Raw genomic sequence first — 26,504 nt, 5'->3', positions numbered from 1 at the left:
ATGGGTTGATTACCCCATGAAGTCTGCCTTCTGGCCGAGAATACGCCCAGTTCATCGCATCCGACGCGACAGGTACGAAAACCGTTATTCCCGTTTCTTGAATTGAGTTTTTCCTACACAGAGTTGATGGGGATCTTCAGGTAGACAACGCCATTGCCTTCCGCCGGCGGCAGGTTTCCCGCCCGGACATTGACCTGAATCGCCGGCAGCAACAGCGTCGGCATTCCCAACCCCGCGTCCCGCCGTGTGCGCATTTCAACGAACGTGGCTTCATCGATGCCGTCATGCACATGGATATTGCTTTTGCGCTGTTCGCCGACGGTGGTCTGGCACTGCGAGTCACGGCCTTGCGGCGGGTAGTCGTGGCAGACGTAGAGCTTCACGCTGGCCGGGAAAGCCAGCAGCTTGTGAATCGAATTGAACAATTGATGGGCGTTGCCGCCGGGAAAGTCGCAACGGGCGGTGCCGACGTCGGGCATGAACAGCGTGTCGCCGACCAGGATCTGCTCGCCATCGATCAAATAGGCCATGTCCGCCGGGGTGTGGCCGGGGACGTGCAGGGCGGTGGCCTTGAGATTGCCGATTCGGAACGACTCGTTGGGTGCGAACAGATGATCGAACTGTGAGCCGTCGACGCGAAATTCCGGCTCCAGGTTGAACAGCGCCTTGAACACGTTCTGCACTTTGCTGATCGATTCGCCAATCGCGATTTTCCCGCCCAGTTCCCGGCGCAGGTACGGCGCGGCGGACAAGTGATCGGCGTGGGCGTGGGTTTCCAGCAGCCATTGCACTTGCAGGTTGTGGGCGCGAACGAAGGCGATGATCTTGTCGGCCTGAGCCGTGCAGGTGCGGCCGGCGGCGCCGTCGTAATCGAGCACCGGATCGACGATTGCGCACTGCCCGCCGTCGGCCTCGTAGACCACATAGCTGTAGGTCGAGGAGGCGGGGTCGAGGAAAGCTTCAATCAGCGCGGGCATGAACACGGTCCTGTGCAGAAGGTGGGAAGTCAGGGTTGCAACACTTTATGTAAACACATAATGTCCGCAGCTTAAGTGACGTTGAAGGCATCCTGCAAATGCAATCCAGTCTGACCGAATGTGAAGTGGCGCAACTGCGCGCCTCGGCTTCCAAGGCCTGTTCTTTGCTCAAGGCCCTGGCCAATGAGGATCGGCTGCTGATCCTGTGCCAGTTGACCCAGGGCGAGCGCAACGTCGGCGAGCTGGAGAAAATGACCGGCGTGCGGCAGCCGACCCTGTCCCAGCAACTGGGCATCCTGCGTGATGAAGGGCTGGTCGCGACCCGTCGTGAAGGCAAGTACATTTTTTACGGTCTCGCCAGTCACGAAGTGATCCAGGTGATGAAAACCCTTTCCGGACTCTACTGCGGAGCCGTGCTCAAAAGCTGGGCGCAATAGACCCGGCTATCCTTGCGTGCAGCCATAAGGAACAAACAATGAACGATCAACACTGGGGCCCATCCATCAGTGCGGACATCGTGGTCATCGGCGGCGGCACTGCCGGTATCGGTTTTGTCGCGAGCCTGCTCAAGCGCGATCCCGGCCTGAAAATCACGGTGATCGAGCCGAGCACCCTGCATTACTACCAGCCGGCCTGGACGCTGGTCGGCGGTGGCGCTTTCGACGCCAAAGACACTGCCCGACCGATGAACAAAGTGATGCCGCGTCAGGCCACCTGGATTCAGGCTGCAGTGACCGGCATCGACCCCGACCAGCGCCGCCTCACCCTCAACGACCAACGCAGCGTCACCTATCAGAACCTGATCGTCTGCCCCGGCCTGCGCCTGGCGTGGGAGAACATCGAAGGCTTGCAGGAAAGCCTCGGCCAGTACGGCGTCACTTCCAACTACAGCTATCAGCACGCGCAATACACCTGGGATCAGGTGCAGAAACTGCGCGGCGGCAAAGCCCTGTTCACTCAACCGCCGATCCCGATCAAGTGCGCCGGCGCGCCGCAGAAGGCGCTGTACCTGTCCTGCGATCACTGGCTCAAGCGCAACGTGCTGAGCAAGGTCGAGGTCGAGTTCAATCTGGCCGGCGCCGCATTGTTCGGCGTACCGACCTTCGTGCCGCCGCTGATGAAGTACATCGAAAAATACAACGCGCGGCTGGCGTTCAATTCCAATCTGGTGAAGGTCGACGGCCCGGCGAAAACCGCCTGGTTCGACGTCAAGGACGCGGACGGCAATGTCACCCGTCAGGCGAAAACCTTCGATCTGTTGCACGTCGTCCCGCCGCAGGTTTCGCCGGATTTCATCGCGCAGAGTCAGTTGGCCGACGCCAGCGGCTGGTGCGAGGTCGACCCGCACACGCTGCAACATCCGCGTTATCCCGACGTGTTTGCCCTGGGCGATATCTGCGGCACCACCCATGCGAAAACCGCCGCAGCAGTGCGCAAACAGGTCGTGGTGGTGGCGGAAAACCTGCTGGCCCTGCGCAAGGATCTGGCACTGCCGCTGAAGTACGACGGCTATGGTTCCTGCCCGCTGACGGTAGAGAAGGGCAAGGTGATCCTCGCCGAGTTCGGCTACGGTGGAAAATTGCTGCCGACCTTTCCCCTCGACCCGACCGTGCCGCGCCGCTCCGCGTGGTGGCTTAAGGCGACGCTGCTGCCGTGGTTCTACTGGAACGGCATGCTCAAGGGCCGCGAATGGCTGACGCGTCTGTCCAGGGTCGACTGAGAACACTCTATGTTGCTGGCAAGTCTGTTTGGCGTGGTGATGGGATTGGTCCTTGGTCTGACCGGGGCCGGCGGCGGGATTCTCGCCGTGCCGGCGCTGGTGCTGGGGCTGGGCTGGACGATGACGCAAGCGGCGCCAGTGGCGTTGTTTGCAGTGGGCAGCGCGGCGGCAGTCGGCGCGATTGATGGTTTGCGCCACGGTCTGGTGCGCTATCGCGCGGCGCTGCTGATTGCAGCGCTCGGCGCGGTGTTTTCGCCAGTGGGCATCTACTTCGCCCATCAGTTGCCGGAAAAAGTTTTGATGATTCTGTTCAGCCTGCTGATGGTGATGGTGGCGTGGCGAATGCTGCGCCGCGAACGCCAGCAGGAGGGCCCGAGCGACCATGGCCACGCCAGTTGGGGCCAGAAGAACTGCATGCTCAATGAACAGACTGGGCGTTTCGACTGGACCGCCAAATGCACCGCGACCCTTGCGGCGCTGGGCGCTGTCACCGGTGTAGTGTCCGGGTTGCTGGGGGTGGGCGGCGGGTTTCTGATCGTGCCGGCGTTCAAGCAACTGACCGATGTACAGATGCGCGGGATCGTCGCTACTTCACTGATGGTCATCAGCCTGATTTCCGCCATCGGCGTGATCGGAGCGTTTCACGCGGGTGTGCGGATAGATCGACTGGGTGCTGCGTTCATTGTGGCGAGCATCATCGGCATGATCATCGGTCGCCAACTTTGCGCGCGAGTACCGGCGAGGACGTTGCAGGTGGGGTTTGCCAGTGTGTGCCTGGTGGTTGCGGCTTATATGTTGCTGCGGGCGTGAGACAACACCTGTGGCGAGGGAGCAAGCGCCCTCGCCACAGTGATCGCGTTACAACACCAGGTGCGGTAACCACAGCGACAGTGCCGGAACATAGGTCACCAGCATCAGCACCAGGAACAGCACCGCATAGAACGGCAGCAGCGCCTTCACGGTGCTTTCGATGCTGACCTTGCCCACCGCAGAACCCACGAACAGCACGGCGCCCACCGGCGGCGTTATCAGGCCGATGCCGAGGTTGACCAGCATGATCATGCCGAACTGCACCGGGTCGACGCCGATTCCGAGGATCACCGGCATCAGAATCGGCGTAAGGATCAGGATCAGCGGCGCCATGTCCATCACGGTGCCGAGCAACAGCAGCATGACGTTGATGCACATCAGGATCACGTAGCGGTTGTCGGACAGGGTCAGGAACAGCGTGGTGATTTTCGCCGGGATCTGCATCAGGGTCATGATGTAGCCGAAGCTGGCGGCGAAGCCGATCAGGATCATCACGATGGAAATGGTGCGCACCGTGCGATGCATCAGTTTCGGCAGCTCACTCCATTTGTAGTCGCGGTAGATGAACATGGTGACGAAAAACGACCACAGCACGGCGATGGCCGCCGACTCGGTGGCCGTGAAGATCCCCGAGAGAATCCCGCCGAGAATGATCACCATCGCCATCAGCCCCCACAGCGCTTCGCCGCAGATCTTCAAGGCTTCGCGCATCGGGATCACTTCGCCTTTGGGATAGTCGCGTTTGCGCGCGAAGATCAGGCAAAGCACCATCAGGCACGCGCTCATCAGCAGGCCCGGCACGACACCGGCCATGAACAGCGAAGCGATGGACACGGTGCCGCCGGCTGCCAGCGAGTAGAGCACCGAGTTGTGACTCGGCGGAGTCAGCAAGGCCTGCACCGAACCACTGACGGTCACTGCCGTGGAGAAGTCCCGGGGATAACCCTTGCGCTCCATTTCCGGGATCAGTACCGAACCCACCGACGCGGTATCGGCCACCGACGAGCCGGAAATCGCACCAAAAAACGTCGAGGCCATGATGTTGACCAGCGACAGCCCGCCACGCACGAAGCCCACCAGAACCCCGGCGAACGCCACCAGCCGTCGCGACATGCCGCCCTCGGCCATGATTGCGCCGGCGAGCACGAAGAACGGAATCGCCAGCAGCGAGAATTTGTTCACCCCGCCCGCCACCTGGATCATCAAGGCCTGGAACGGGATGTCGATCCACCAAGCGCCAATCAGGGCCGACAGCCCGAGCGCATAGGCCACCGGCATGCCGATCAGGATCAGTGCGATAAAACTGCCCAGCAGAATCAATGCGTCCATCAGGCAGCCCCTTCGTTTTCTTCAACCAGGTCGAATCGCACCACGCGGCGATTGCTTTGATCGCCGAGCAAGAGTTTTTCCAGCACGAAAATCAGCGTCAGCGCGCCGCCAATCGGGATCGGCATGTAGGTGATGCCGACGCGCAATGTCGGCAGGGCGCTCATGAACTGGTTCCACGTCGACAGGCAGAGCTTGGTGCCCCAGATGGTCATGAACAGGCAGATGGTGCCCATGAGCACTTGGGAAACGATGCTCATGGTTCGACGCATGTTCGGTTGCAGGCGGTCGGTGACCATCGCCACCGCCATGTGCGCGCCGGCGCGATAGCTGGCGGCGGCACCGATGAAGGTGAAAACCATCATCAGCAGGATGGCGGTGGGCTCCGGCCAGCTTGAACCGGTGCCGAGGACGTAACGGGCGAACACGCCCCAGGGAATGATCAGGGAAATGGTCAGCACCGACAGACCGGCGACCCAGATGCAGGCCATGTAGATCCGGTCATTGATGCGCAGCAGCAAATTCTTCATCGGGTTCCACCGTAACCGGGCAGGCGTGAGCGTCGAGCGACGCCAGCGCTGCCGGGCCTTGTATTGAGGGCAGGGAGGTTACTGAACGGCTTCGATGCGTTTGATCAGGTCGACGTAGGGCGCGCCGTATTTTTCGCGGATCGAAGCGGTGGCCTCGTAGAAGGGTTTCTTGTCGACGGTGATGAACTCGACGCCAGCGGCCTTGAGTTTCTCTTCACTGCTGGCCGACTTGGCATCCCACAAGGTGCGCTCCTGGGCCTGCGCAGCCTTGGCGGCTTTTTTCACCAGCGTCTGCTGATCGGGGCTGAGTTTTTCCCAGGTGATTTTCGACATCACGATGGGCTCGGGCAGGATCAGGTGCCCGGTCAGGCTGTAGAACTTGGCGTTCTGGTAGTGGTTGTGTTCAAGCAGGGTCGGCGGATTGTTTTCCGCGCCATCGATGACGCCGGTCTGCAGGGCACTGAAGATTTCGCCGGTGTCCATGGCAATACCGTTGCCGCCCATGGCGTTGATGGTTTCGATGAACATCGGGTTGCCCTGCACGCGGATTTTCATGCCCTTGAGGTCCGCCAGGCTGCGCACCGGTTTCTTGGTGTAGATGTTGCGCGTGCCGCCATCCATCCACGCCAGCGCCACGAGGTTGAATTCGGAGTTGGTGATCTTGTCGAGGATCTCGTCACCGATTTCACCGTCGATGATTTTGCGCATGTGCGCCTGGTCACGGAACACGAACGGCATGTTGAACACGTTCACGTCCGGCACCACAGGGCCGACAATCCCGAGGCTGACACGGGCCATCTGGATGGCGCCGACCTGGGCCTGTTCGACCACTTCCTTTTCCGAGCCGAGTACACCGCCGGGGAACATCTTGAAGGTCAGCTTGCCGTCACTTTCGGCAACCAGGGTCTTGCCCAACTGTTCTTCGGCGACCACGGTCGGATACCCGGCGGGGTGGATGTCGGCGAATTTGATTTCCAGCGCCTGGGCCGCGCTGCCGAAGGTGAGCGCGAGGGGGAGGGCGGCGGCGAGCAACGTGCGTTTGAAGTCCATGAGGGGTTCTCCAGTCTTGTTATTTTTGTGTTCAAGGCACAGCAATGCAGCAAGGGCGGGTTACAGCAGATCGTCGAACATTGGCTCCGGCAGGCCTTTGACGCCGGGGTTGAGGGCGAACACGCCGCCGGCCAGGGACTGCGGATCCTGGTCGTCGCCGGGGCGAATCGAAGTCACGAACAAGGTGTCCATCCGGCTGCCGCCGAAGGCGCACATGGTGGGTTTTTTCACCGGTACCTGCAGCGAGCGGTCAAGGCGACCGTCGGGGGTAAAACGATGGATCAGGCCGACGTCGTTGGCGCAGATCCAGTAGCAGCCATCGGCATCCACGGCAGCGCCGTCGGGGCGGCCGTAAAAATGGTTCATGTCCACGAACACCCGCCGGTTGGAGGGTGTGCCTGTCTCGTTGTCGTAATCGAAAGCCCAGATCAGTTGGACGTTCGGGTGCGAGTCCGACAGGTACATGGTTTTGCCGTCCGGGCTGAAGCCCAGGCCATTGGGCACGATGAAGCCATCAAGCTGTGCCTCGATCACGCCTGTTTGCCCGGCACCGTAACGATAGAGCCGGCCCTCGGGCAGATTCAGGCCCATGTTCAGCACCATGCTGCCGGCCCAGAACCGGCCCTGGCGGTCGCAGCGACCGTCGTTCAGGCGCATGTCCTGGCGGCTGTGTTCCACGGTCGCGAGCAAGTCGCTGTCAAGGCTGCCATCGGCATGCGGTTGCAAGTGAAAGAACCCGCTCTCCATCCCGGCAACCCAACCGCCCTTGCTGTGGCGGGCGAGGCAGGCAAGCATTTCGGGAGTCTTCCAGGCATGGACATGGCCAGTGTCGGCACTCCAGCGCTGCAGGCCACCGTTGGGGATATCGACCCAGTACAAGGCGTTCTCCTGCGATACCCAGACCGGGCTTTCACCCACCGCGTTGCGGGCGTCGACGATCAATTCGGCTTGCATACTCATTCCCTTGGTTTTATTGGAGACGTGAATCGCGCCGGTCAATCGCCGAACGGGCCGGCCGCGACGAAGGCTCCGCCCTGGTAGATCCGCGCCGGGTCATCGGCTGCCGGCATGGGCTGCGCCTCGACCTTTTCGCGAAACACTTCGGAGGTGTCCCTGGCTTCGAAACCGAGGTGACTGGCGAAGCGGTTGTCCCACCACACATCCTTGTTGGCGGACATGCCATAAACCACGGTGTGGCCGACGTTGGGGGTGTACAGCGAACGTTCGAGCAGTTGGGTGAGATCGTCGAAGCTCAGCCAGGTGTGCATCATTCGGCGGTTCTGTGGTTCGGGAAACGACGAGCCGATGCGGATGCTGACAGTTTCGATGCCATAGCGATCGAAGTAGAAACTGGCCATGTCTTCGCCATAGGACTTGGACAGACCGTAGTAGCCGTCGGGACGGCGAGCAGAGCTGGCGTCGAGGTGTTCGTTCTGTTTGTAGAAGCCGATGACATGGTTGGAGCTGGCGAAAATCACCCGCTTCACACCGTGTCGGCGTGCCGCTTCATAGATATGGAATACGCCGCAGATGTTGGCGCCGAGGATTTCTTCGAAGGGGCGCTCCACCGAGACGCCACCGAAGTGCAGGATCGCATCCACGCCTTCGACCAGCTGATGCACGGCAGCTTTGTCGGCGAGGTCGCAGAGCACGACTTCTTCCCGGTCATCGATGGCCGGGGCGAGGGCCGCGATGTCCGACAGGCGCAGCACGTTGGCATACGGGCGCAGACGTTCACGCAAGACTTTGCCCAGGCCACCGGCGGCGCCGGTCAGCAGCAGGCGATTGAACGGAGTTGGGGCGGTGGAGGTGGACGTCATGGCAATCCCTTACACGTTGTTATTAGGTTTGTTGTAGGTTGTCGTATGACTGCGCTGAAGTATCGGTAGGGTTTCCGGAACTTGTCAACGCGACTTTCGGTGTAAGTGACGGAAGGCCGATTCACCCTCCGTTCACCCCATGCCAGGGTTTACAACAACGAAATCGGGTAACTGATGAAGATCCGGTTCTCGTCGAATTCATTGGTGCTGAAGTCCCGGCGAATCGTCGCGTTGCGCCATTTGACGTTGAGGTTTTTCAGCGGACCGCTCTGCACGGTGTAGGCCAGCTCCGACTCGCGCCCCCATTCCTTGCCGTCGGTGATGGTGCCGGTGTGCACGTTGTCACCGCTGATGTAGCGGTTCATCAGCGTCAGCCCGGGGACGCCGAGGACTACGAAGTTGTAGTCGTGGCGGATCTGCCAGGAACGCTCCTGCGCGTTGTCGTAACTGGCGTTGTAGCTGTCGTTGGCCAGGGTGCCGCCGCTGGTGCCGTTGACGCGCATCCAGGCATCGTCGCCGCTGAGCTTTTGCAGGCCGATGTAGAACGTGTTGCCGCCGTACCGGGCCGAGAGCATGGCGAATGCGGTTTTGTTGTCGAGGTCGCCGGCCTGGGCGCTGCCGTCTTCCTTGCCGGTGAATAAACCGAGATTGGCGCCCAGCGTCCAGTCGCCCAGCGGCTGGCTGTGGCTGAGGTTGAAGTACTGCTGTTGGTAGATGTCGCTGAGTTCGGCGTACCACAGACCGACAAGCGTGCGTTTGTCGTTAAAGGTGTATTCACCGCCGCCGAAATTGAAGCGGTCGGAGGTGAAGGCGCCGCGGCCGTTCATCGACATGTCTTCCATGCTGGCATCGTTGCGCGGGCTGTTGCCACGGAACTGGCCACCGTAAAGGGTCAGGCCATTGATTTCGGTAGACGTGATCTGGCCGCCGCGAAACGTCTGCGGCAGGGAGCGGCCGTCGTCCGAGCGCAGGATGGGCAACACCGGCATCCACTCGCCGACCTTCAATTCGGTCTTCGACACCTTGGCCTTGAGTGCTACGCCGAGGCGCCCGAAGTTGTCCGCCGGACGCCCGTCATCGTGAATCGGCAACAACTGCGTACCGCCCGTACCTTTACCGCCATCGAGCTTCTGCGAATACATACCCAGCACGTCCAGGCCAAAGCCGACGGTGCCCTGGGTGAAACCGGATTTGGCGTCGAGGATGAAGTTCTGCGTCCACTCTTCAGCCTTGCCCTGGGGATAGTTCGGGTTGACGAAGTTGCGGTTGAAGTAGGCGTTGCGCAGGTTCAGCGTGGCTTTGCTGTCTTCGAGGAAGCCCTCGGCATCGGCGCTCATCGGCAAGGCGAGGGCGAGACTGCCGCAGCCGATCAGGCTCAGGGTGGAACGCGGGCGGGGGATAGAAAAACGGGACGTGCGGACGGAATTGCAGACGAGTGTGCTCACTGTGACGCTCCCTGTTTCATTTGTTGTTTTTATTATTTGTTATACGTCGTCGTACAACATGGTTGCGGATATTTGCGAGGTTTTCCGGAAAAGTCAACAGGGTGTCGTACGATGACTTTGGGTGAGCGGGCAGCCCTCAAAGCGCTGTGAAGAGGGCTGCTGTCGGCACGTTTACTGGTTGTAGAGCGCTTCAGTGTTATCGATCAGGGGATTTTTTTCGGTCAGCACTATCTGCGCGATCTGATCCTTGCGCATGAAACTCACCTTCGAATGCGACTGGGCGTACCGGATGAAGCGCTCCATGGCCTCGATCATCGCCGGGGTGCCGCCGATGCGGTCGTGCAGACTCACCGACATCATCCGCCGCTTGCTCGCGCCTTCGGCGTAGAGGCGATCGAATTCCAGCACCAGTTGCTGATAGAACTGCTCGGCAGAGAAATGCCGGCCCTCGACCAGCACGATGTCGTTGTTGCGCAGGGTGTACGGCACCACGGCGAATTTTCGCCCGCGAACCATGGTCACGAACGGCTCGTCGCGGCTGACATCGTCGATGTGATAGGTGAAATTCAGATCCTGCAGCACCTTCAACGTATTGGGGCTGCGGCGCAGCCAGTTGGCGTTGTAGCCGACCGAGCGCTGACCGGTGATTTTTTCCACCGCCGCGACGCCATCACCGATGAACTGTTTTTCCTGGGCGTAATTCATGTTGTACGAGTCGGCCCAGCGCATGCCGTGGGCCGCCAGTTCATGGCCACGCTCGGCAATCGCCTTGGCCAGTTCCGGGTGCTTGAGCGCCGCTTCGCCGACCACGTGGGAGGTGACTTTGATGCCGGTGCGATCCCACAGATCGAGCATGCGCCACAGGCCTTCCTTGTAGCCGTAATCGAACCAGGTCTGCGCCGGTAGATCCGGGTAGCCTTTTGGCAGCGGTGTACCGGAAAACGGACTTTCAGCGCCTTCGGGCTGACCGCCGGTTTCGAATTGCATCGACACCGAAATCACCAGTTGCGAGCCGTCCGGCCACGGGCGTTCCTGGGCAAAAGCGAGGGCTGGCAGCAACAGCGCGGCGGCCAGCAGGTTTTTCAGCAGACGCGGGGAGCGTTGCCAACGGGGAGAGGTCATATCGGGCACCTTGCAGGTTGAGAAGTGCTGCAAGGTTGGCATCCGCTACGCTTGGGAAAAATCCGCTGCGGGCGAGATGACCTTTAAACAAAATTTACGAATCCACCCAAAATCCCTTGTGGGAGCAGGCTCGCTCCCACACTGGATAGGTGTTTGGCCAGGATTTGCGGCACACTTAAGCGACTACAAGACAAGGCCTTTCAATGGATCAATACGCCCCGCGCAACTGGCAGCCGCACGAGAAGCCCAGTCTGCCCGGTTCCCCCTCGACGCCGCTGCACTCCAACCCCAAGCGTCTGGCTTATGCGCTGGTGGGCTTGCTGGTGGCGGTAACCGGTGGGCTGGGTAATGCGCTGGTGGTCGCCAACCTGCCTTATCTGCAAGGCGCGCTCGGGGCGACGACGGCGGAGATGGCCTGGCTGCCGGCGGCGTATGTGATGACCAACGTGTCGATGAACCTGCTGCTGGTGAAGTTTCGCCAGCAGTTCGGCCTGCGGGCGTTCACCGAGGTGTTTCTGGTGCTGTATGCGCTGGTGACCTTCGGCCATCTGTTCGTCAATGACCTGAATTCGGCGATCGCCGTGCGTGCGGCCCACGGCATGGTTGGCGCGGCGCTCAGTTCACTGGGCCTGTATTACATGGTGCAGGCGTTCCCGGCCAAATGGCGGATGAAGGCGCTGGTGCTGGGCCTCGGCACCTCACAGCTGGCCTTGCCACTGGCGCGACTGTTTTCCGAAGACCTGCTGCAGATCGCCGAATGGCGCGGCCTGTACCTGTTTGAACTGGGTATGGCGCTGCTGTCGTTGGGCTGCGTCCTGATGCTCAAACTGCCGCCGGGTGACCGGTTCAAGACCTTCGAACCGCTCGACTTCCTGACCTTCGCGATCCTCGCCAGCGGCGTCGCGCTGTTGTGCGCGGTGTTGTCCCTGGGGCGGATCGACTGGTGGCTGGAGGCCGACTGGATCGGTATCGCCCTCGCCGCGTCGATTGCGCTGATTCTCGCGGGGCTGGCCATCGAACATAACCGCAGCAACCCGATGCTGATGACCCGCTGGCTCGGCAGCGGGGTGATGATCCGCCTGGCGCTGGCGGTGATCCTGATTCGCATGGTGACCTCGGAGCAATCCACCGGCGCCGTGGGCTTCATGCAGAACCTGAACATGAGCAGCCAGCAGCTTCATAGCCTGTATGTGGTGATGCTGATCGGCAGCGTCGCCGGGCTGCTGACCAGTGCGCTGACCATCGACCCGAAACACCTGTTGATGCCGCTGATCATTTCGCTGGCGTTGATGGCCACCGGCTCGATCATGGACAGCTCATCGAACAACCTGACCCGCCCCGGCAACCTGTATTTCAGCCAGTTCCTGCTGGCGTTCGGCAGTACGTTCTTCCTCGGCCCGACCATGGTGCTGGGCACGCGCAACGTGCTGACCAACCCGCGCAACCTTGTGAGTTTTTCGGTGTTGTTCGGGATCTGCAACAACCTCGGCGGCCTGATCGGCGCGGCGTTGCTGGGGACGTTCCAGATCGTGCGCGAGAAGTTTCATTCCAGCCATATCGTCGAGCAATTGGTGATGTCCGACCCGCGTGTCGCCGCCCGGGTACAGAGCGGCGGATCGGCGGTCGGCTCCGTGATTGCCGACCCGAGCCTGCGCAACCTGCAAGGCATTCGCAGTCTGGCCAATGCCGCCACCCGCGAAGCCAACGTACTGGCCTATAACGATGTGTTCATGCTGATTGCGGTGATCGCGATCCTGACCATGATCTGGATTTCCATCCGTGCGCTGTGGCTGATCAGTACCACCAAAGCCGTCGCCCCGACACCTTCCGTACCTTCCAGCGGTGCCACTTCTTCATGACCGAACCGACCACTACGACCACCAATGCCATCGCCGCCACCCCTGAAGGTGTGGCGCCGCCGTCATCACCGAACACCGAGCCGCGCTCGTTGCGGGTGCGGATCATCTCATCGCTGGGGTTTGCCGCGATTGCCATCGTCGGCGTGCTGATCGTGCTTTACGCCTGGCAGCTACCGCCGTTCAGCAGCGCAGTTGAGACCACCGAAAACGCCTTGGTGCGCGGTCAGGTAACGATCATCGGCCCGCAGCTCAGTGGCTATGTGTTTGAAGTGCCGGTGCAGGATTTCCAGTTTGTGAAGGAGGGCGATTTGCTGGTACGTCTCGATGACCGCATCTATCAGCAACGTCTCGACCAGTCGCTGGCGCAACTGGCGGTACAGAAGGCCTCGCTGGCCAACGTGGTGCAGCAGCGCAACAGCGCCGAAGCCACGATCAAACTGCGGCAGGCGGTGGTGGCCGACAGTGAAGCGCAGCTGCGCAAAAGCGAGGCTGACTTGCGACGCAACAAGGCGCTGGTCAATGACGGTTCCGTGTCCAAGCGCGAGATGGACGTGGCGCTGGCCGCCAACGCACAAAGCATTGCTTCGGTGGCGCAGGCCAAGGCCAATCTGGAAATCGCCCGGCAGGATCTGCAAACGGTGATCGTCAATCGCGGCTCGCTGGAAGCGGCGGTGACCAGCGCCGAGGCGGCGGTGCAGCTGGCGCGGATCGATTTGTCCAACACCCGGATCATCGCCCCGCGCGACGGTCAGCTCGGGCAGATCGGCGTGCGTCTCGGCGCCTACGTCAACTCCGGGGCGCAGTTGATGGCGCTGGTGCCGAACCAGAAATGGGTGATCGCCAACCTCAAGGAAACCCAGATGGACAATGTGCGCGTCGGGCAACCGGCGAGCTTCACCGTCGATGGTTTGAACCACCGCAAATTCACCGGCCACGTGCAGCACATCTCGCCGGGCACCGGTTCCGAATTCGCGTTGTTGCAGGCCGATAACGCCACCGGCAACTTCGTGAAAATCGCCCAGCGGGTGCCGGTGCGCATCACCATCGATCCGGATCAGCAGGAGAGCGAGCGCCTGCGGCCGGGGATGTCGGTGGTGGTCAGCATTGATACGGCGGCGGGTGACACCCAGAAACACTGACCTCAGGCGGCGATCATCGGCGGCAAGGTGCCAAGCACGGAAACCGCCGCCACGGCGCCGATCCCCAGCAGCCATTCGAGCATGACGCTGCGCTTGAGGGTGTCGAGCCGCTGTTCGCAATCGTTGATCCGCAGGCGATTGAACAGCGCCAGGGCGAGCATGCCAAACACCAGCAGCGCCTTGATCAACAGGATCAGGGCGAAGCCCGAGAACAGCGGTGTCGGCCACCATTGGCCGGTGAGCACGCGCACGTTGATCAAACCAGTGATCAGCAGGCCGGCGACCAGTGCGTAACCGAGCCCGCTGAAACGCTGCAAGACTTCGCGCATGTCTTTGTCAGGTTGGCGCAGGATCATCACCAGCATCAACAACCCACCGAGCCAGGCGCCGACGCAGGTCAGGTGAATGACCTGATTGAGGATCAGCATCTGGCCACTGAAACCGTCGAGCATCGCGCCGTGTCCGACTGGTGCCAGCGTCATCAGCAGCAGCGCGCTCAGGCCCAACCGCAATGGCCGGTTCGAACGCCACGGCGTAAACAGCAACGCCAGCAACAGGGCATTGATCAGCAGATGCCAGCGCCAGACCTGACCGAAAAACGTATGACCGAGAACCAGCTCGACGGTGGGCGGATCAAACGCGGCAGCCGCCGAACCGGCCATGCTTGCGGTAATCAACAACGCCCAGGTGACGCCGCTGGCCAAGGCAATCGCCGCCAACCAGCGGGACAGTCGCGCCAGCTGCCGATCCAGCGCCGGCGCTTCACCTTTGAGCAGCAGCGGCCGGAACAGCCAGGCCCCGAACAGCATCAACACCACGATGAAATGCAGGAACCGGCACAGCAGCAGCGCTTCACTCATGAATTACTGGCCAACCTTGAACTGATAGGCGCCTTCGCTTTTGTGTGTGTCGACCGACACCGCATGCCATTCGACCTTGTATTCGCCAGCGGTCAGCGGTGCTTCGGGGGTGACGATCAGGGTTTTCTTGTCACCTTCGGTGGTCAGCGGTTTGACCGCCACCGGCTTGCCGTCGTGGGTCACGGTGACTTTGGTGAAGCTGGCTTCGACGCCTTCGGAAAACACCAGGCGCAGATCTGCCGGTGCGGCGACGGTGCTGTCGGCAGCCGGAGTCTGGCTTTTCAGATGGGCGTGTGCGAACGCCTGGGAAGTGACGATCAGCGAAGCCAGCAGCGCGCCAGCGGTGAAGAGTTTTTTCATCGGCATGGAAAGATTCCTTTCAGTGAAATGGCGGGCTGAGTATAGAACCTGGATCACAGGGCTTTCAGGCGCATGTGAATGACCGGAAAGGGCCGGCCTTCGCCGTCGAGTGCCGAGCGGCCGATGTCTTCGAATCCGTAGTGACGGTAGAAGCCGTGGGCTTGCGGGTTCTGTTCGTTGACGTCGACCTTCAGCAGTGGGCGGCGGACATGGTCGAGCAAGCGCCGGCCGATCCCCTGGCCACGCTGGGCCGGGTCGATGAATAGCATCTGCACGGTGTCGTCGTCGGTGGCGATGAAGCCTGCCGGGGATTGATCGGGGTTTTCGAAAACCTGCACATCCAGCGCGGGCAGGTAGGTGTCACGCACCAGCGGGAACAGCCTATGGATGTCGTCTTCCGGGAGGAAATCGTGGGTGGCGCGGACCGAGCGCTCCCACAGTGCGGCGAGCTGCGGATCATCCGCAGCGATGCGCTTTCGAATGGTCATGGGCAGATCCTTCAGTGTCTGACGGGGAGAAGGAGGGCGATCCTAAACCAGAAAAAAGCCCAAGTGTGTGAAGAATCGTTCTTGGCTGTCGCCCCTTGCCCAGAGCGGATGCTAGTCTTCAACCACGTTGTCTTCAGGGAGCCCTCATGGGCAATCACAAGATCGAAATCCGCCGCACCAACGTCGACAAGATCCTGCTGGCGGCGGAAAAAGTCTTCGCCGAAAAAGGTTTCGGCGGCACCGCCATGGCCGACATCGCTGCTGAAGTGCAATTGCCGCGATCCAACCTGCATTACTACTTTTCGACCAAGAGCGAGCTGTACAGCGCGGTGCTGTTCGACCTGCTGGAAGTGTGGAAGCAGGACGCGCTGTGCTTCGAGATGTTCGACGATCCGCGCGTGGTGCTCAGCAGCTACATCCGCGCCAAGATGAACCACTCGCGCAGCCGGCCTTACGGGTCGAAAGTCTGGGCCAACGAAATCATCCACGGCGCGCCGACCCTCGGCGAGGCGCTGGATGTGAGCCTGTACGACTGGGCGAAGATGAAGGAGGCGAAGATCCGGCAGTGGGTGGAGGACAAGCGGATTCTGCCGGTGGAGCCGTCGAGCCTGCTGTACATGATCTGGGCCTCAACCCAGCACTATGCCGACTTTGATCATCAGGTGAATATTCTGAATGAGCACCAGCCGTTGTCGGACATGCAGTTCGAGCGGGCGGTGCAGACGGTGACTAGCGTGATTTTGCGGGGGATCGGATTAGAACCGTAACTGATCGTTCCCACGCTCCGCGTGGGAATGCCTCAAGTGACGCTCCGCGTTCCAGTGGGACGCAGAGCGTCCCGGGCTGCATTCCCACGCGGAGCGTGGGAACGATCATTCAAGGGCTGACGTGATAGGGATTGCGCGGATCATGATTCCAGTCCAGAAACGGCTTGCCCGTTTCCATCGGCACCATCTCGATGCAATCCGCCACCGGACAAGTGATCTGGCACAGATTGCACCCCACACACTCATCATCGATCACTTCATATTTATGCGTACCATCGGCCTGTTTCAGGCTGATGATCGCCTGGTGTGACGTGTCCTCGCAGGCAATGTGGCAACGCCCGCAACCGATGCACGCCTCCTGGTCGATCTTCGCGATCACCTGATAGTTGATGTCCAGGTACTTCCAGTCGATCGTATTGCCCACCGCACGCCCGGAAAACTCGGCGATGCTGGCGTAACCCTGACTGTCCATCCACCGCGACAGGCCATCCTTCATTTCATCGACAATCCGGAAGCCATGCAGCATCGCCGCCGTGCACACCTGCACCGCGCCGCTGCCCAAAGCGATGAACTCCGCCGCGTCGCGCCAGCTGCCAATGCCGCCAATGCCGCAGATCGGCAGGCCCTGGGTCTGCGGATCACGGGCGATTTCCGCGACCATGTTCAGCGCGATCGGCTTGACCGCCGAACCGCAATACCCGCCGTGGGTGCTTTTGCTGCCGACGGTGGGCAGGGCGACCATGCGTTCCAGGTCGACGCTGGTGATCGAGTTGATGGTGTTGATCAGCGATACTGCATCCGCGCCACCCCGGTGCGCAGCGCGGGCGGCGACGCGGATGTCGGTGATGTTCGGCGTCAGCTTGACGATCACCGGCAGCGAGCAATAGGTCTTGCACCAGCGCGTAACCTGTTCGACGTACTCCGGCACCTGACCGACCGCCGCGCCCATGCCACGTTCCGGCATGCCGTGGGGGCAGCCGAAATTCAGTTCGATGCCATCAGCGCCGGTGGCTTCCACCAGCGGCAGGATGTGTTTCCACGACTCTTCGACGCACGGCACCATCAGCGAAACGATCAGCGCGCGGTCCGGCCAATCCTTTTTCACCTGAGTGATTTCCCGCAGGTTGATTTCCAGCGAGCGGTCGGTGATCAGTTCGATGTTGTTGATGCCCAGCACTTCGCGGTTGTTGCCGTAATGCGCCGAATAACGCGAAGACACGTTGACCGCCGCCGGGTCTTCACCCAGGGTTTTCCAGACCACGCCACCCCAGCCGGCTTCGAAGGCGCGCACCACGTTGTAGGCCTTGTCGGTCGGCGGCGCGGAGGCCAGCCAGAACGGATTGGGGGCTTTGATACCGGCGAAGACAATCGAGAGATCGGCCATTTACGCAGCCTCCACATTGAGCATCAGTTGAGCGTTGATCGCCTCGGCGGCGCGCTTGCCGTGTTGCACCGCTTGCACGGTCAGGTCCTGATCGAGGCCGGTGCAGTCGCCGCCGGCATAGACGCCGGGGATGCTGGTGCGCAGGTTTTCATCGACCTGAATCCGTTCGCCCTGACGCTTGAGTTCGCGGGCCAGTGGGTCGGCGAGGGCGCTGCCGTCGAAGGCCTGGCCGATGGCTTTGAAGATCGCATCGGCGGCCAGCTCGAAAGTCTCGCCGGTGTTTTGCAGGCGACCGTCCACCAGCTGGGTGCGGGCGAAGCGCATGCCGCGTACTTTGCCTTGAGCGTCGAGCAGCACTTCCTCCGGTTGTGCCCAGGTCAGCAGCCGCACCTGATTGGCCTTGGCGATGTCTTGTTCATGGCCGGTGGCGCCCATGTCCGCTGCGCCACGGCGATAGACCAGGTTGACGTCGCGGGCACCGAGGCGGGCCATTTGCACGGCCATGTCGATGGCGGTGTTGCCGGCGCCGAGGACGATGCAGTGTTCGGCCAACGGCAGTTGCGACAGGTCGTCGGCCTGACGCAGTTCGCGGATGTAGTCGGTGGCGGCGAGCAGGCCGGGGGCGTCTTCGTGGGCCAGGCCGAGTTGCTTGCTCGCATTAAGACCGAGGCCGAGGAACACTGCGTCGAACTGTTGATGCAGTTCGCTCAAAGTCAGGTTGTCGCCGAGTTTCTGTCCGTGGCGGATTTCGATGCCGCCGATCTGCAGGAGGAAATCCAGCTCCTTCTGCGCGTAGTCGTCGACCAGTTTGTATTTGGCGATCCCGTATTCGTTGAGCCCGCCAGCCTTCTCCCGCGCTTCGAAAATCACCACGTCATGGCCGTGCATGGCGCTGCGATGCGCGCAGGACAAACCCGCCGGGCCGGCACCGACCACGGCGATGCGTTTGCCGGTGGCGGCGGCGCGCTGGAACGGATGCTCGGTGAAGTGCGCGTTGTCCACGGCATAACGCTGCAGCAGGCCGATCAGCACCGGCGCGCATTCGTGGGCGTTGTTGCGCACGCAGGCTTGCTGGCAGAGGATCTCGGTCGGACAGACTCGGGCGCAACTGCCGCCGAGGATGTTTGCCGAAAGGATTTTCTGCGCCGCGCCTGGCACGTTGTCCTGATGGATATTGCGGATGAACGACGGAATGTCGATCTCGCTCGGGCACGCGTTCACGCACGGCGCGTCGTAGCAATACAGGCAGCGCGAGGCTTCCAGATGTGCCTGGCGGTCGTTGAGCGGCGGCGCCAGATCGGTGAAATGGCCGGCGAGGGCGGCCGCACTTTCGTGCGGGTGCGGGAGATGGTTCAGGGTCTCGATCACGATTTTTTGCCTCACGGTTAATTGAGGTTTTCTGCCTCTGTCGGGCAGTGGTTTTTTTGTAGTGTTGATCGTTCCCACGCTCTGATCAGCGCTTGACGGTCACAGGCCTGTGCAACTCCGCCCGCTTGCTCAGCAAATCAAACACCGCCGGATACGCCGGCCGTTCGATATAGCGGCCTGCGCCACGCTCGGCGCGCAGGTCGCCGTCGGCCCAGACCACCCGGCCCTGGCTGACGGTATGGCTCGGCACACCGGTCACGGTCTTGCCTTCGAAGATGTTGAAGTCCACCTGCTGATGGTGGGTCTTGGCAGAGATGGTGCGAGTGCCTTGCGGGTCCCACAGCACCAGGTCGGCATCGGCGCCGACGCGGATCGCGCCCTTGCGCGGATAGAGATTGAAGATTTTCGCGGTGTTGGTGGAGGTGAGGGCGACGAAGTCCTGCATCGACAACCGCCCCGAGTTCACCCCTTCATCCCACAACACCGCCATGCGGTCTTCGATGCCGGCGGTGCCGTTGGGGATCTTGCTGAAATCGTCACGGCCGGCGGCTTTCTGCTCGGCGCAGAAGCAGCAGTGGTCGGTGGCGGTGGTGTGCAGATTGCCGCTCTGCAAGCCATGCCAAAGCGCGTCCTGATGCCCGCGCGGACGGAACGGCGGGCTCATCACGTAACCGGCGGCGGTCTGCCAGTCCGGGTGCTGGTAGACACTGTCGTCCAGCAGCAGATGCCCGGCCAGCACTTCGCCGTAAACCGGTTGGCCCTTGCTGCGGGCATAGGTGATTTCGTCGAGGGCCTCTTTGGTCGAAACATGCACCAGGTACAGCGGCGTGCCGATGGTTTCAGCGATCCGGATTGCCCGGCTCGCGGCTTCACCTTCGACCTGAGATGGCCGCGACAGCGGATGCGCTTCCGGCCCGGTGATGCCCTGGGCCATCAACTTGCGTTGCAGGTGATAAACCAGCTCGCCGTTTTCCGCGTGCACGGTCGGCACCGCGCCGAGCTCCAGGCAGCGCTCGAAGCTCGCCACCAGCGTGTCATCGGCGGCCATGATCGCGTTCTTGTAGGCCATGAAATGCTTGAAGCTGTTGATCCCGTGATGGCTGACCAGCTCGGCCATTTCCTCCCGCACCTGCTCGCTCCACCAAGTGATCGCGACGTGGAAGCCGTAGTCGGAGGCGGACTTTTCCGCCCAGCCGCGCCACTGGTGAAACGCCTCGAGCAGCGATTGCTGCGGATTGGGAATCACGAAATCGATGATCGAGGTGGTGCCGCCGGCCAGGCCAGCGGCGGTGCCGCTGTAGAAGTCTTCGCTGGCCACGGTGCCCATGAACGGGAGTTGCATGTGGGTGTGCGGATCGATGCCGCCGGGCATCAGGTATTGACCGCTGCCGTCGAGCATTTCGGCGCCGGCGGGAACATCCAGGTTTTCACCAATGGCTTTGATCACGCCGTCAGCGCAATAGACATCGGCGCGGTAACTTTCATCATGGGTAACAACGGTGGCGCCACGGATCAACAGAGACATTCCGAGTTCCTCGCAGGCATGACCGACTTGTGCCGGTTCTAGTGTTTTATTGTCTGCAGCGCCAAATGCGTAATCTTGTCAGCGCTGTCAGGAATAGACGCTAGTCGCAGTTCTGCAATTGATCAAGATTATTTTTTATAAGCTTATGACTGTTTTAAGTGGCTGATAAATAAAGATAAAAATACGAAATCACCAAAATGGTGAGGCGCTTCACCATTTTGACGCACTTGACAGGTTGGAAATATGAGCAAGATTTCCTATGTGAAATCAGCCGCTTGAAGTTAAGCGGAGAGTGAGGCGTCCTGAAGAAAAATAATGCAGTGCACCAGATTGAGTCCTGACAGTTCGGACAACTTGCCTGGCATTTAGCCTGAGTGTTCAGTCAAGTTTTCGCGGCCTCACAAGGTGAATAATTAAAACTGATAAACATCAGTCAGTTACAAAAAGATCGAAGCACGGTCCCAGCGCCAAGCGGTTCCCCCGGCACGTTTATTGATGCCGCCGCTGACACCATGGCCGGTGCATGAAAGTTGTCAGTTCCTCCGGCCATCGTCCGGCTCGCACCTGCGTGTGCAGCCGCCTGATGAGCAAAAAATAATCAGAAGAACAGTGGAGCGGCCATGCAGCAGAACAGATCGCAAGTGACCGAGCGCGACGGCTTGTTCGAACTCGAAGCCGGCAGCGACGTCCTCGACAGTCCCCGTTACAACCACGACATGGCACCGACCAAGGTGCGCGAACGAACCTGGAACAAATGGCACATCACCGCGCTGTGGGTCGGCATGTCGATCTGCGTGCCGACCTACACCCTCGGTGGTGTGCTCACCGCGTATTTCGGCCTCACCGTCGGCGAAGCCTTGCTGGCGATTCTGTTTGCCAACGTCATCGTCCTGATTCCTCTCACGCTCAACGCGTTTCCCGGCACCAAATACGGGATTCCGTTTCCGGTGCTGCTGCGTTCGTCGTTCGGCATTCTCGGCTCCAACGTACCGTGCCTGATCCGCGCGCTGGTGGCGTGCGGCTGGTTCGGCATCCAGACCATGTTCGGCGGGCTGGCGATTCACCTGTTTCTCGGCTCGGTGTTCGAGGGCTGGAAATCCCTCGGCGGGACGGGAGAGGTGATCGGTTTCATGGTCTTCTGGGCGCTCAACCTGTGGGTGGTGATCCGTGGCGCCGAGTCGATCAAATGGCTGGAAACCCTGTCGGCGCCGCTGCTGGTGGCGGTTGGCATCGGGTTGCTGGTGTGGGCCATGCCGAATGTGTCAATGACCGAGTTGCTGGCGATTCCGCCGAAGCGTCCCGAAGGCGCGAGCGTGGTGAGCTACTTCGCCGCCGGGCTGACGGCGATGGTCGGTTTCTGGGCCACGTTGTCGCTGAACATTCCTGACTTCAGCCGTTATGCCCGCAGCCAGAAGGATCAGATCCTCGGGCAGATTTTCGGTCTGCCGCTGACCATGTTCCTGTTCGCCGCACTGGGCGTGGTGATGACCGCCGCCTCGGTGAAACTGGTGGGCGTCAGCGTCTCCGATCCGGTGACTTTGATCGGTCATATCCAGAGCCCGGTGTGGGTCGCGGTGGCCATGGCGCTGATCATCATCGCTACGCTGTCGACCAACACTGCCGCCAACATCGTCTCGCCAACCAACGACTTCCAGAACATCGCGCCCAAAGTCATCAACCGCACCAAAGCGGTGATTCTCACCGGGTTCGTCGGTCTGGCGCTGATGGGCCATGAGCTGCTGAAGAAGCTCGGGCTGATCGTCTCCGATGTCAGCCTGGAAACCGTGTATTCGAACTGGCTGCTGGGCTATTCCAGCCTGCTCGGACCGATTGCAGGGATCATGGTGGTGGACTATTTCCTGATCAAGAAACAGCAACTGGACCTGGCTGGCCTGTACCGCGACGACGTGTACCCGGCGTGGAACTGGTCCGGATTCATCGCCTTTGGCGTGCCGGTGGTGCTGACCCTGCTGTCGCTGGGCAGCAGCGCATTCAGCTGGTTCTACAGCTACGGCTGGTTCACCGGCTCGGCGCTGGGCGGGTTGATCTATTACGGGTTGTGCGCGATGCGTGCGACGCCGGTGGCCGTCAAATCGCCGTTGTAATTCCCATAAGAACTGCCTGAGGAGATCCCCATGAACGCAGCCGTAGACGTTCTGCAATCGACCCATCAGCACATCAACCGCGACCGCTTATGGGCGTCGCTCATGGAGCTGGCGAAGCTCGGCGCCACGGTCAAGGGCGGGGTCTGTCGCCTGGCCCTGACCGACCTCGACCGCCAGGCCCGCGACCTGTTCGTGCAGTGGTGCAAGGACGCCGGTTGCAGCGTCACGGTCGATGAAGTCGGCAACATCTTCGCCCGCCGCCCCGGCCGCAACCCGAACCTGCCCCCGGTGATGACCGGCAGCCACATCGACACCCAGCCCACTGGTGGCAAGTTCGACGGCTGCTTCGGCGTGCTCGCCGGCGTCGAAGTGCTGCGCACCCTCAATGATTTGGGCGTGGAAACCGAGGCGCCGCTGGAAGTGGTGGTCTGGACCAACGAAGAAGGCTCGCGCTTCGCCCCGTGCATGATGGGCTCCGGCGTGTTCGCAGAAAAATTCACCCTCGAAGAAACCCTGGCCAAGGTCGATGCCGACGGCATAACGGTTGGCGAAGCGTTGAACGCCATCGGTTACGCCGGACCGCGCAAGGTCAGCGGGCACAAGGTCGGCGCCTATTTCGAAGCGCATATCGAGCAAGGCCCGATTCTTGAGGACGAACACAAAACCATCGGCGTAGTACTCGGCGCACTGGGGCAGAAGTGGTTCGACCTGAAACTGCGCGGCGTCGAAGCCCACGCCGGTCCGACCCCGATGCACCTGCGCAAGGACGCTCTGGTCGGCGCCTCGGTGATCGTCGGCGCGGTCAATCGCGCTGCCCTCGGCCACCAACCCCACGCCTGCGGCACGGTCGGTTGCCTGCAAGCCTATCCCGGCTCACGCAACGTCATTCCCGGCGAAGTGCGCATGACCCTCGATTTCCGGCATTTGGAACCGGCACGCCTCGACTCGATGATCGCCGAGGTCAAGCAAGTCATCGAAGCCACCTGCGAAGAACACGGCCTGACCTATGAACTGACCCCGACCGCCGACTTCCCGCCGCTGTACTTCGAAAAAGGCTGCGTCGAAGCCGTGCGCGGCGCCGCCAAAGGTCTGGGCCTGTCGCACATGGACATTGTCAGCGGCGCCGGCCACGACGCGATTTTCCTCGCCGAACTGGGCCCGGCCGGGATGATTTTCGTGCCGTGCGAAGGCGGTATCAGCCACAACGAAATCGAAAACGCCGCGCCGGACGATCTGGCGGCCGGCTGTGCGGTGTTGCTGCGGGCGATGCTGGCGGCTTCGGCGGCGGTGGCGGGCAAGCAACGCGCGGCGTAAAGCCAGGGTTGGGTAGGCAAGAGATTGTGGCGATCTGGCAGATCGCCACAGACACCCGGCTCAAGTTGTTCTTTTGTGGCTCAGCTCTGCCTTGCGCCGTTCCTTGCCATCCGGGCTGCCGATGTTCAACAGCCTTCTTTCGATCATCACGTTTTCCAGTGCCTGCCGCTCTGCCGGGTCCATCTGGTGTTCGCGCTTTTTCAGCTCCAACAGAATGGGTGTGGACCACGTGCGATAGGTCCGTTCGGTAATACGGTCGCTCGTCATTTGTCTCTCCTTGATCAGATGCCCGGCCGCAGGCGCGGACACAATCCGTCGAGGTACTAACGTTAGACGAGAAAGCCGCGAGGCGCGAATAGTCAACGCTCAATCGTGGTTGGCACGATCACAACCGTCCGCGGTCGTAAATTTCACATGCGCGAACTTGTGGAGAATCAATGAGCCGGGACGTCCTGACCACCGAAACCAATCGCCGTCAGTTGCAGCAAATCATTGCCGGGCTGTCCGACGGGGTGATTCTGCTGGAGATCGACCAGACGATTCTCTGGGCCAATGAAGCGGCGCTGGCGATGCATGGCGTCAGCCGCATCGGAGAGCTGGGCAACAACGCCGGGGAATATGCCGAGCGCTTCAATCTGCGGTATCGCAACAACCACGCGCTGGCACCGGAGCAGTACCCGATCTGCCGTGTGGCCGCCGGCGAAACCTTCAGCGACGTGCTGGTCGAAGTCTCCCCGTGCAGTGACGAGGAACGCACCTGGGTACACAGCGTGCGGAGCATGGTGCTGACCGATCGCGACGGCGACATCGAGTCGCTGGTGCTGATCATGAGCGACGTCACCGATTGGGCCAACGCCGAGCAGCGCTTTGAAAAAACCTTCAATGCCAACCCGGCGCCTGCGGTGATCTGCCGCCTCAGCGATCTGCGTTATATCAAGGTCAATCCGGGATTTCTGGAAATGACCGGCTACGCCCGCGATCAGGTGATCGGCGCCTCGACTTATGAGCTGGATATTCTCGAACGGGCCGAGCGCAAGGATCTGGCGATCCAGCGCCTGCGTGATGTCGCGACCATTCCGCAGATGCAGGCCGAACTGCGTCTGCCGGACGGTGGCAGCAAACAGGTTATCGTCGCCGGCCAGCCGTTGGTGCTCAACGACGAAGACTGCATGCTGTTTTCGTTCGTCGACATGGAGCCCCGGCACAAGGCCGAGGTCGCCCTGCGCCAGAGTGAGGAACGGTTCGCCAAGGCCTTTCGCCTGACGCCGGTGCCGATCCTGATTTGCAGTGCCGACGAGCAGCGGCTGATCGATGTCAACCAGGCCTTCCTCGATACCTTGGCTTACGACAGCGACGACGTGCTCGGCAAGACCGTCGCGCAACTGGACTTCATCGATGAACAGGCTGAGCGCGCCCGCTTGCTGGCGGCGCTGGAGAAGACCGGCCGGGTCGATCGCGCCGATATGCGAATCCGCAAGAAAAACGCCGAAGTGCTGGAGTGCGCGGTGTCCGCTGACACCGTCAACATCCAGGACACGGTGTGCTATCTGCTGGTGCTGATGGACATCACCGAGCGCAAGCACACTGAGCTTGAACTTGTGGCAGCGATTGAAGAGGTGATGAAGGATGCGTCGTGGTTCAGCCGCACGCTGATCGAAAAGCTGGCCAATGTGAAGAAGATCAACTCGCCGCAGTTGCCCAGCGTTTCGTTCACCGATCTCACCGCCCGCGAGCGCGATGTTCTGGGGCTGATCTGCGAGGGGCTGGCGGACAAGGAAATTGCTGCACGGTTGAAACTGGCGCCGAATACAGTACGCAATCATGTGGCGACGGTTTATTCCAAGCTGGATGTGCACAGCCGCAGCGAGGCGATTGTCTGGGCCCGCGAACGGGGGTTGTTCTCGGGGAGCAGCCGGGGACAGCGTTAAGGTGCAAATGCACTAGTTCATGGGGTGCAAATTCGGGTGTCTCACGAGGCAGGCAGTTCTTAGTCTGATGGGGTGCGATGCGGGTTTCGTTCGTGATCGTGTCCCTTCCGTCGTTGTTATTGGATCAGACCATGAATGTGTTGTTTGTCATTGAACCTGGCGTGTTGCGTCGATTTTCGGAGCTGGCGCGATGATTTATCTGGCGCAGTTGCGGGCGCAACTTGAGCGTAGTTTTTCGCCGTTGGCTTGTGAGTGTGTGGTGGATGGGGATCATTCCCTTACTGTGAAGTTGTATCACCCGGCTTCAGGGCAGGTTGATCTGGTGATTAGTGGGTTGAGTCTGGATGCCTTGCGTACTTCGGAAGCGGTGGATGCTTTGGTTGATGAGTTGCGGTATGAGCTTGAGAGTAATTCTTTGCGTTCGCCCAGTTAAACTTGGCGGCCTTTGGGCCGACCAGATTCTTGTTCGGTTTGGGTGAATATCCGCTGCTGCGGTAACGGCTTCTTGGGGTTCCGCCCTTACGGCGGGTCACTTTTGGCAAACGCGGTGCGTGTCAAGGCACCTGTCGCCTTGTTCCAATCGTTGTTAGCCAGTTGAGCCCTTAAA

At 61.0% G+C, this 26,504-nt stretch carries 25 protein-coding genes; 10 read left to right on the top strand and 15 right to left on the bottom strand.

All coding sequences use genetic code 11. The features are described 5' to 3' along the window. Positions 1-113: 113 nt before the first annotated feature. Entirely contained in the window at positions 114-977 is an 864-nt protein-coding gene (locus tag CAG25_RS24795) for an MBL fold metallo-hydrolase (RefSeq protein WP_085613202.1), read from the bottom strand. A 98-nt stretch (positions 978-1,075) separates the two neighbouring features. Here CAG25_RS24795 and CAG25_RS24790 point away from each other — a divergent pair, with 98 nt between their 5' ends. From CAG25_RS24790 to CAG25_RS24780, 3 genes are read left to right on the top strand one after another with little or no spacing between them, the layout of a single operon-like run. Then, positions 1,076-1,414 carry a helix-turn-helix transcriptional regulator gene (locus CAG25_RS24790; protein ID WP_007952897.1) on the top strand — a complete coding sequence of 113 codons (339 nt, stop codon included), beginning with the start codon at positions 1,076-1,078 and terminating at the stop codon, positions 1,412-1,414. A gap of 38 nt (positions 1,415-1,452) precedes the next feature. After that, on the top strand, positions 1,453-2,697 hold the full coding sequence (locus tag CAG25_RS24785) for an FAD/NAD(P)-binding oxidoreductase (RefSeq protein WP_085613201.1): 1,245 nt from the start codon (positions 1,453-1,455) through the stop codon (positions 2,695-2,697). Between the two features lie 9 nt (positions 2,698-2,706). Beyond that, positions 2,707-3,507: a sulfite exporter TauE/SafE family protein gene (locus CAG25_RS24780; RefSeq protein ID WP_085613200.1), complete on the top strand. Its 801-nt coding sequence runs from the start codon at positions 2,707-2,709 to the stop codon at positions 3,505-3,507. A gap of 48 nt (positions 3,508-3,555) precedes the next feature. On the opposite strand, the gene CAG25_RS24775 is transcribed toward CAG25_RS24780, so the two are convergent. From CAG25_RS24775 to CAG25_RS24745, 7 genes are all read right to left on the bottom strand, one after another. Continuing rightward, positions 3,556-4,836 (bottom strand): TRAP transporter large permease, encoded by a 1,281-nt coding sequence (locus tag CAG25_RS24775; RefSeq protein WP_039767236.1) that lies wholly within the window; start codon positions 4,834-4,836, stop codon positions 3,556-3,558. Continuing rightward, a complete protein-coding gene (locus tag CAG25_RS24770) occupies positions 4,836-5,363 on the bottom strand; it encodes a TRAP transporter small permease (RefSeq protein WP_039767235.1) in 528 nt (175 codons plus the stop codon). Before CAG25_RS24770 ends, CAG25_RS24775 begins: the two co-directional genes overlap by 1 nt. Positions 5,364-5,441: 78 nt before the next feature. After that, complete coding sequence (locus CAG25_RS24765; protein ID WP_039767234.1) at positions 5,442-6,413, bottom strand: TRAP transporter substrate-binding protein; 972 nt, start codon at positions 6,411-6,413, stop codon at positions 5,442-5,444. A gap of 60 nt (positions 6,414-6,473) precedes the next feature. Then, the gene (locus CAG25_RS24760; protein ID WP_085613199.1) at positions 6,474-7,367 is read right to left on the bottom strand and encodes an SMP-30/gluconolactonase/LRE family protein; all 894 of its coding nucleotides are present in this window, start codon (positions 7,365-7,367) and stop codon (positions 6,474-6,476) included. A 41-nt stretch (positions 7,368-7,408) separates the two neighbouring features. Continuing rightward, a complete protein-coding gene (locus CAG25_RS24755; protein WP_085613198.1) occupies positions 7,409-8,233 on the bottom strand; it encodes an NAD(P)-dependent oxidoreductase in 825 nt (274 codons plus the stop codon). 149 nt (positions 8,234-8,382) lie between these two features. Beyond that, the gene (locus CAG25_RS24750) at positions 8,383-9,678 is read right to left on the bottom strand and encodes an OprD family porin (protein ID WP_085613197.1); all 1,296 of its coding nucleotides are present in this window, start codon (positions 9,676-9,678) and stop codon (positions 8,383-8,385) included. 171 nt (positions 9,679-9,849) lie between these two features. Next, the gene (locus CAG25_RS24745) at positions 9,850-10,800 is read right to left on the bottom strand and encodes a polysaccharide deacetylase family protein (protein WP_085613196.1); all 951 of its coding nucleotides are present in this window, start codon (positions 10,798-10,800) and stop codon (positions 9,850-9,852) included. A gap of 203 nt (positions 10,801-11,003) precedes the next feature. Here CAG25_RS24745 and CAG25_RS24740 point away from each other — a divergent pair, with 203 nt between their 5' ends. Then, a complete protein-coding gene (locus CAG25_RS24740; RefSeq protein ID WP_085613195.1) occupies positions 11,004-12,659 on the top strand; it encodes an MFS transporter in 1,656 nt (551 codons plus the stop codon). Continuing rightward, a complete protein-coding gene (locus CAG25_RS24735; RefSeq protein WP_085613194.1) occupies positions 12,656-13,798 on the top strand; it encodes an HlyD family secretion protein in 1,143 nt (380 codons plus the stop codon). The genes CAG25_RS24740 and CAG25_RS24735 overlap by 4 nt, the downstream gene beginning before the upstream one ends. A gap of 2 nt (positions 13,799-13,800) precedes the next feature. On the opposite strand, the gene copD is transcribed toward CAG25_RS24735, so the two are convergent. From copD to CAG25_RS24720, 3 genes are read right to left on the bottom strand one after another with little or no spacing between them, the layout of a single operon-like run. Continuing rightward, positions 13,801-14,658 (bottom strand): copper homeostasis membrane protein CopD, encoded by an 858-nt coding sequence (gene copD, locus CAG25_RS24730; RefSeq protein ID WP_085613193.1) that lies wholly within the window; start codon positions 14,656-14,658, stop codon positions 13,801-13,803. Between the two features lie 3 nt (positions 14,659-14,661). Continuing rightward, on the bottom strand, positions 14,662-15,024 hold the full coding sequence (copC, locus tag CAG25_RS24725) for a copper homeostasis periplasmic binding protein CopC (RefSeq protein ID WP_085613192.1): 363 nt from the start codon (positions 15,022-15,024) through the stop codon (positions 14,662-14,664). A gap of 47 nt (positions 15,025-15,071) precedes the next feature. Then, positions 15,072-15,506 (bottom strand): GNAT family N-acetyltransferase, encoded by a 435-nt coding sequence (locus tag CAG25_RS24720; protein WP_085613191.1) that lies wholly within the window; start codon positions 15,504-15,506, stop codon positions 15,072-15,074. A 146-nt stretch (positions 15,507-15,652) separates the two neighbouring features. Between CAG25_RS24720 and CAG25_RS24715 the strand changes: the two genes are divergently transcribed. Beyond that, positions 15,653-16,273, top strand: a complete 621-nt coding sequence (locus CAG25_RS24715) for a TetR/AcrR family transcriptional regulator (RefSeq protein ID WP_007952885.1) — start codon at positions 15,653-15,655, stop codon at positions 16,271-16,273. A 109-nt stretch (positions 16,274-16,382) separates the two neighbouring features. Here CAG25_RS24715 and preA read toward each other — a convergent pair whose 3' ends face one another. The 3 genes from preA to hydA all read right to left on the bottom strand — a co-directional run bounded on the left by preA (position 16,383) and on the right by hydA (position 20,550). Next, on the bottom strand, positions 16,383-17,657 hold the full coding sequence (gene preA, locus CAG25_RS24710) for an NAD-dependent dihydropyrimidine dehydrogenase subunit PreA (RefSeq protein WP_085613190.1): 1,275 nt from the start codon (positions 17,655-17,657) through the stop codon (positions 16,383-16,385). Further along, complete coding sequence (locus CAG25_RS24705; RefSeq protein ID WP_085613189.1) at positions 17,658-19,025, bottom strand: NAD(P)-dependent oxidoreductase; 1,368 nt, start codon at positions 19,023-19,025, stop codon at positions 17,658-17,660. It abuts the gene before it with no gap. 85 nt (positions 19,026-19,110) lie between these two features. Further along, entirely contained in the window at positions 19,111-20,550 is a 1,440-nt protein-coding gene (gene hydA / locus CAG25_RS24700) for a dihydropyrimidinase (protein ID WP_085613188.1), read from the bottom strand. A gap of 620 nt (positions 20,551-21,170) precedes the next feature. On the opposite strand from hydA, the gene CAG25_RS24695 reads away from it, so the two are divergent. Further along, the gene (locus tag CAG25_RS24695) at positions 21,171-22,655 is read left to right on the top strand and encodes an NCS1 family nucleobase:cation symporter-1 (protein ID WP_085613187.1); all 1,485 of its coding nucleotides are present in this window, start codon (positions 21,171-21,173) and stop codon (positions 22,653-22,655) included. A gap of 30 nt (positions 22,656-22,685) precedes the next feature. Next, the gene (locus CAG25_RS24690) at positions 22,686-23,969 is read left to right on the top strand and encodes a Zn-dependent hydrolase (protein WP_085613186.1); all 1,284 of its coding nucleotides are present in this window, start codon (positions 22,686-22,688) and stop codon (positions 23,967-23,969) included. Between the two features lie 60 nt (positions 23,970-24,029). Here the strand turns inward: CAG25_RS24690 and CAG25_RS24685 are convergent, their stop codons facing one another. Beyond that, entirely contained in the window at positions 24,030-24,236 is a 207-nt protein-coding gene (locus CAG25_RS24685; RefSeq protein WP_039767201.1) for a hypothetical protein, read from the bottom strand. A 170-nt stretch (positions 24,237-24,406) separates the two neighbouring features. On the opposite strand from CAG25_RS24685, the gene CAG25_RS24680 reads away from it, so the two are divergent. Then, entirely contained in the window at positions 24,407-25,897 is a 1,491-nt protein-coding gene (locus tag CAG25_RS24680; protein ID WP_085613185.1) for a helix-turn-helix transcriptional regulator, read from the top strand. A gap of 190 nt (positions 25,898-26,087) precedes the next feature. Beyond that, positions 26,088-26,330 carry a DUF1652 domain-containing protein gene (locus tag CAG25_RS24675; RefSeq protein WP_085613184.1) on the top strand — a complete coding sequence of 81 codons (243 nt, stop codon included), beginning with the start codon at positions 26,088-26,090 and terminating at the stop codon, positions 26,328-26,330. The last annotated feature ends 174 nt before the right edge of the window (positions 26,331-26,504 follow it).

The sequence above is a fragment of the Pseudomonas sp. B16(2017) genome (assembly GCF_002113205.1).
In the GTDB taxonomy this organism is placed as follows: Bacteria; Pseudomonadota; Gammaproteobacteria; order Pseudomonadales; family Pseudomonadaceae; genus Aquipseudomonas; species Aquipseudomonas pharyngis.
The sequence above is the reverse complement of the archived record's forward strand: the minus strand, read 5'-3'. Positions and strand labels throughout refer to the sequence as shown.

What these genes read in the sequence shown, in the direction of transcription:
- CAG25_RS24685 (WP_039767201.1), bottom strand. Translation starts at nt 24,236, where the DNA reads ATGACGAGCGACCGTATTACCGAACGGACCTATCGCACGTGGTCCACA.
- CAG25_RS24680 (WP_085613185.1), top strand. Translation starts at nt 24,407, where the DNA reads ATGAGCCGGGACGTCCTGACCACCGAAACCAATCGCCGTCAGTTGCAG.
- CAG25_RS24675 (WP_085613184.1), top strand. Translation starts at nt 26,088, where the DNA reads ATGATTTATCTGGCGCAGTTGCGGGCGCAACTTGAGCGTAGTTTTTCG.
- CAG25_RS24795 (WP_085613202.1), bottom strand. Translation starts at nt 977, where the DNA reads ATGCCCGCGCTGATTGAAGCTTTCCTCGACCCCGCCTCCTCGACCTAC.
- copC (WP_085613192.1), bottom strand. Translation starts at nt 15,024, where the DNA reads ATGCCGATGAAAAAACTCTTCACCGCTGGCGCGCTGCTGGCTTCGCTG.
- CAG25_RS24695 (WP_085613187.1), top strand. Translation starts at nt 21,171, where the DNA reads ATGCAGCAGAACAGATCGCAAGTGACCGAGCGCGACGGCTTGTTCGAA.
- CAG25_RS24760 (WP_085613199.1), bottom strand. Translation starts at nt 7,367, where the DNA reads ATGCAAGCCGAATTGATCGTCGACGCCCGCAACGCGGTGGGTGAAAGC.
- CAG25_RS24690 (WP_085613186.1), top strand. Translation starts at nt 22,686, where the DNA reads ATGAACGCAGCCGTAGACGTTCTGCAATCGACCCATCAGCACATCAAC.
- copD (WP_085613193.1), bottom strand. Translation starts at nt 14,658, where the DNA reads ATGAGTGAAGCGCTGCTGCTGTGCCGGTTCCTGCATTTCATCGTGGTG.
- CAG25_RS24745 (WP_085613196.1), bottom strand. Translation starts at nt 10,800, where the DNA reads ATGACCTCTCCCCGTTGGCAACGCTCCCCGCGTCTGCTGAAAAACCTG.
- CAG25_RS24775 (WP_039767236.1), bottom strand. Translation starts at nt 4,836, where the DNA reads ATGGACGCATTGATTCTGCTGGGCAGTTTTATCGCACTGATCCTGATC.
- CAG25_RS24765 (WP_039767234.1), bottom strand. Translation starts at nt 6,413, where the DNA reads ATGGACTTCAAACGCACGTTGCTCGCCGCCGCCCTCCCCCTCGCGCTC.
- CAG25_RS24790 (WP_007952897.1), top strand. Translation starts at nt 1,076, where the DNA reads ATGCAATCCAGTCTGACCGAATGTGAAGTGGCGCAACTGCGCGCCTCG.
- preA (WP_085613190.1), bottom strand. Translation starts at nt 17,657, where the DNA reads ATGGCCGATCTCTCGATTGTCTTCGCCGGTATCAAAGCCCCCAATCCG.
- CAG25_RS24770 (WP_039767235.1), bottom strand. Translation starts at nt 5,363, where the DNA reads ATGAAGAATTTGCTGCTGCGCATCAATGACCGGATCTACATGGCCTGC.
- CAG25_RS24780 (WP_085613200.1), top strand. Translation starts at nt 2,707, where the DNA reads ATGTTGCTGGCAAGTCTGTTTGGCGTGGTGATGGGATTGGTCCTTGGT.
- CAG25_RS24740 (WP_085613195.1), top strand. Translation starts at nt 11,004, where the DNA reads ATGGATCAATACGCCCCGCGCAACTGGCAGCCGCACGAGAAGCCCAGT.
- CAG25_RS24735 (WP_085613194.1), top strand. Translation starts at nt 12,656, where the DNA reads ATGACCGAACCGACCACTACGACCACCAATGCCATCGCCGCCACCCCT.
- CAG25_RS24715 (WP_007952885.1), top strand. Translation starts at nt 15,653, where the DNA reads ATGGGCAATCACAAGATCGAAATCCGCCGCACCAACGTCGACAAGATC.
- hydA (WP_085613188.1), bottom strand. Translation starts at nt 20,550, where the DNA reads ATGTCTCTGTTGATCCGTGGCGCCACCGTTGTTACCCATGATGAAAGT.
- CAG25_RS24785 (WP_085613201.1), top strand. Translation starts at nt 1,453, where the DNA reads ATGAACGATCAACACTGGGGCCCATCCATCAGTGCGGACATCGTGGTC.
- CAG25_RS24755 (WP_085613198.1), bottom strand. Translation starts at nt 8,233, where the DNA reads ATGACGTCCACCTCCACCGCCCCAACTCCGTTCAATCGCCTGCTGCTG.
- CAG25_RS24720 (WP_085613191.1), bottom strand. Translation starts at nt 15,506, where the DNA reads ATGACCATTCGAAAGCGCATCGCTGCGGATGATCCGCAGCTCGCCGCA.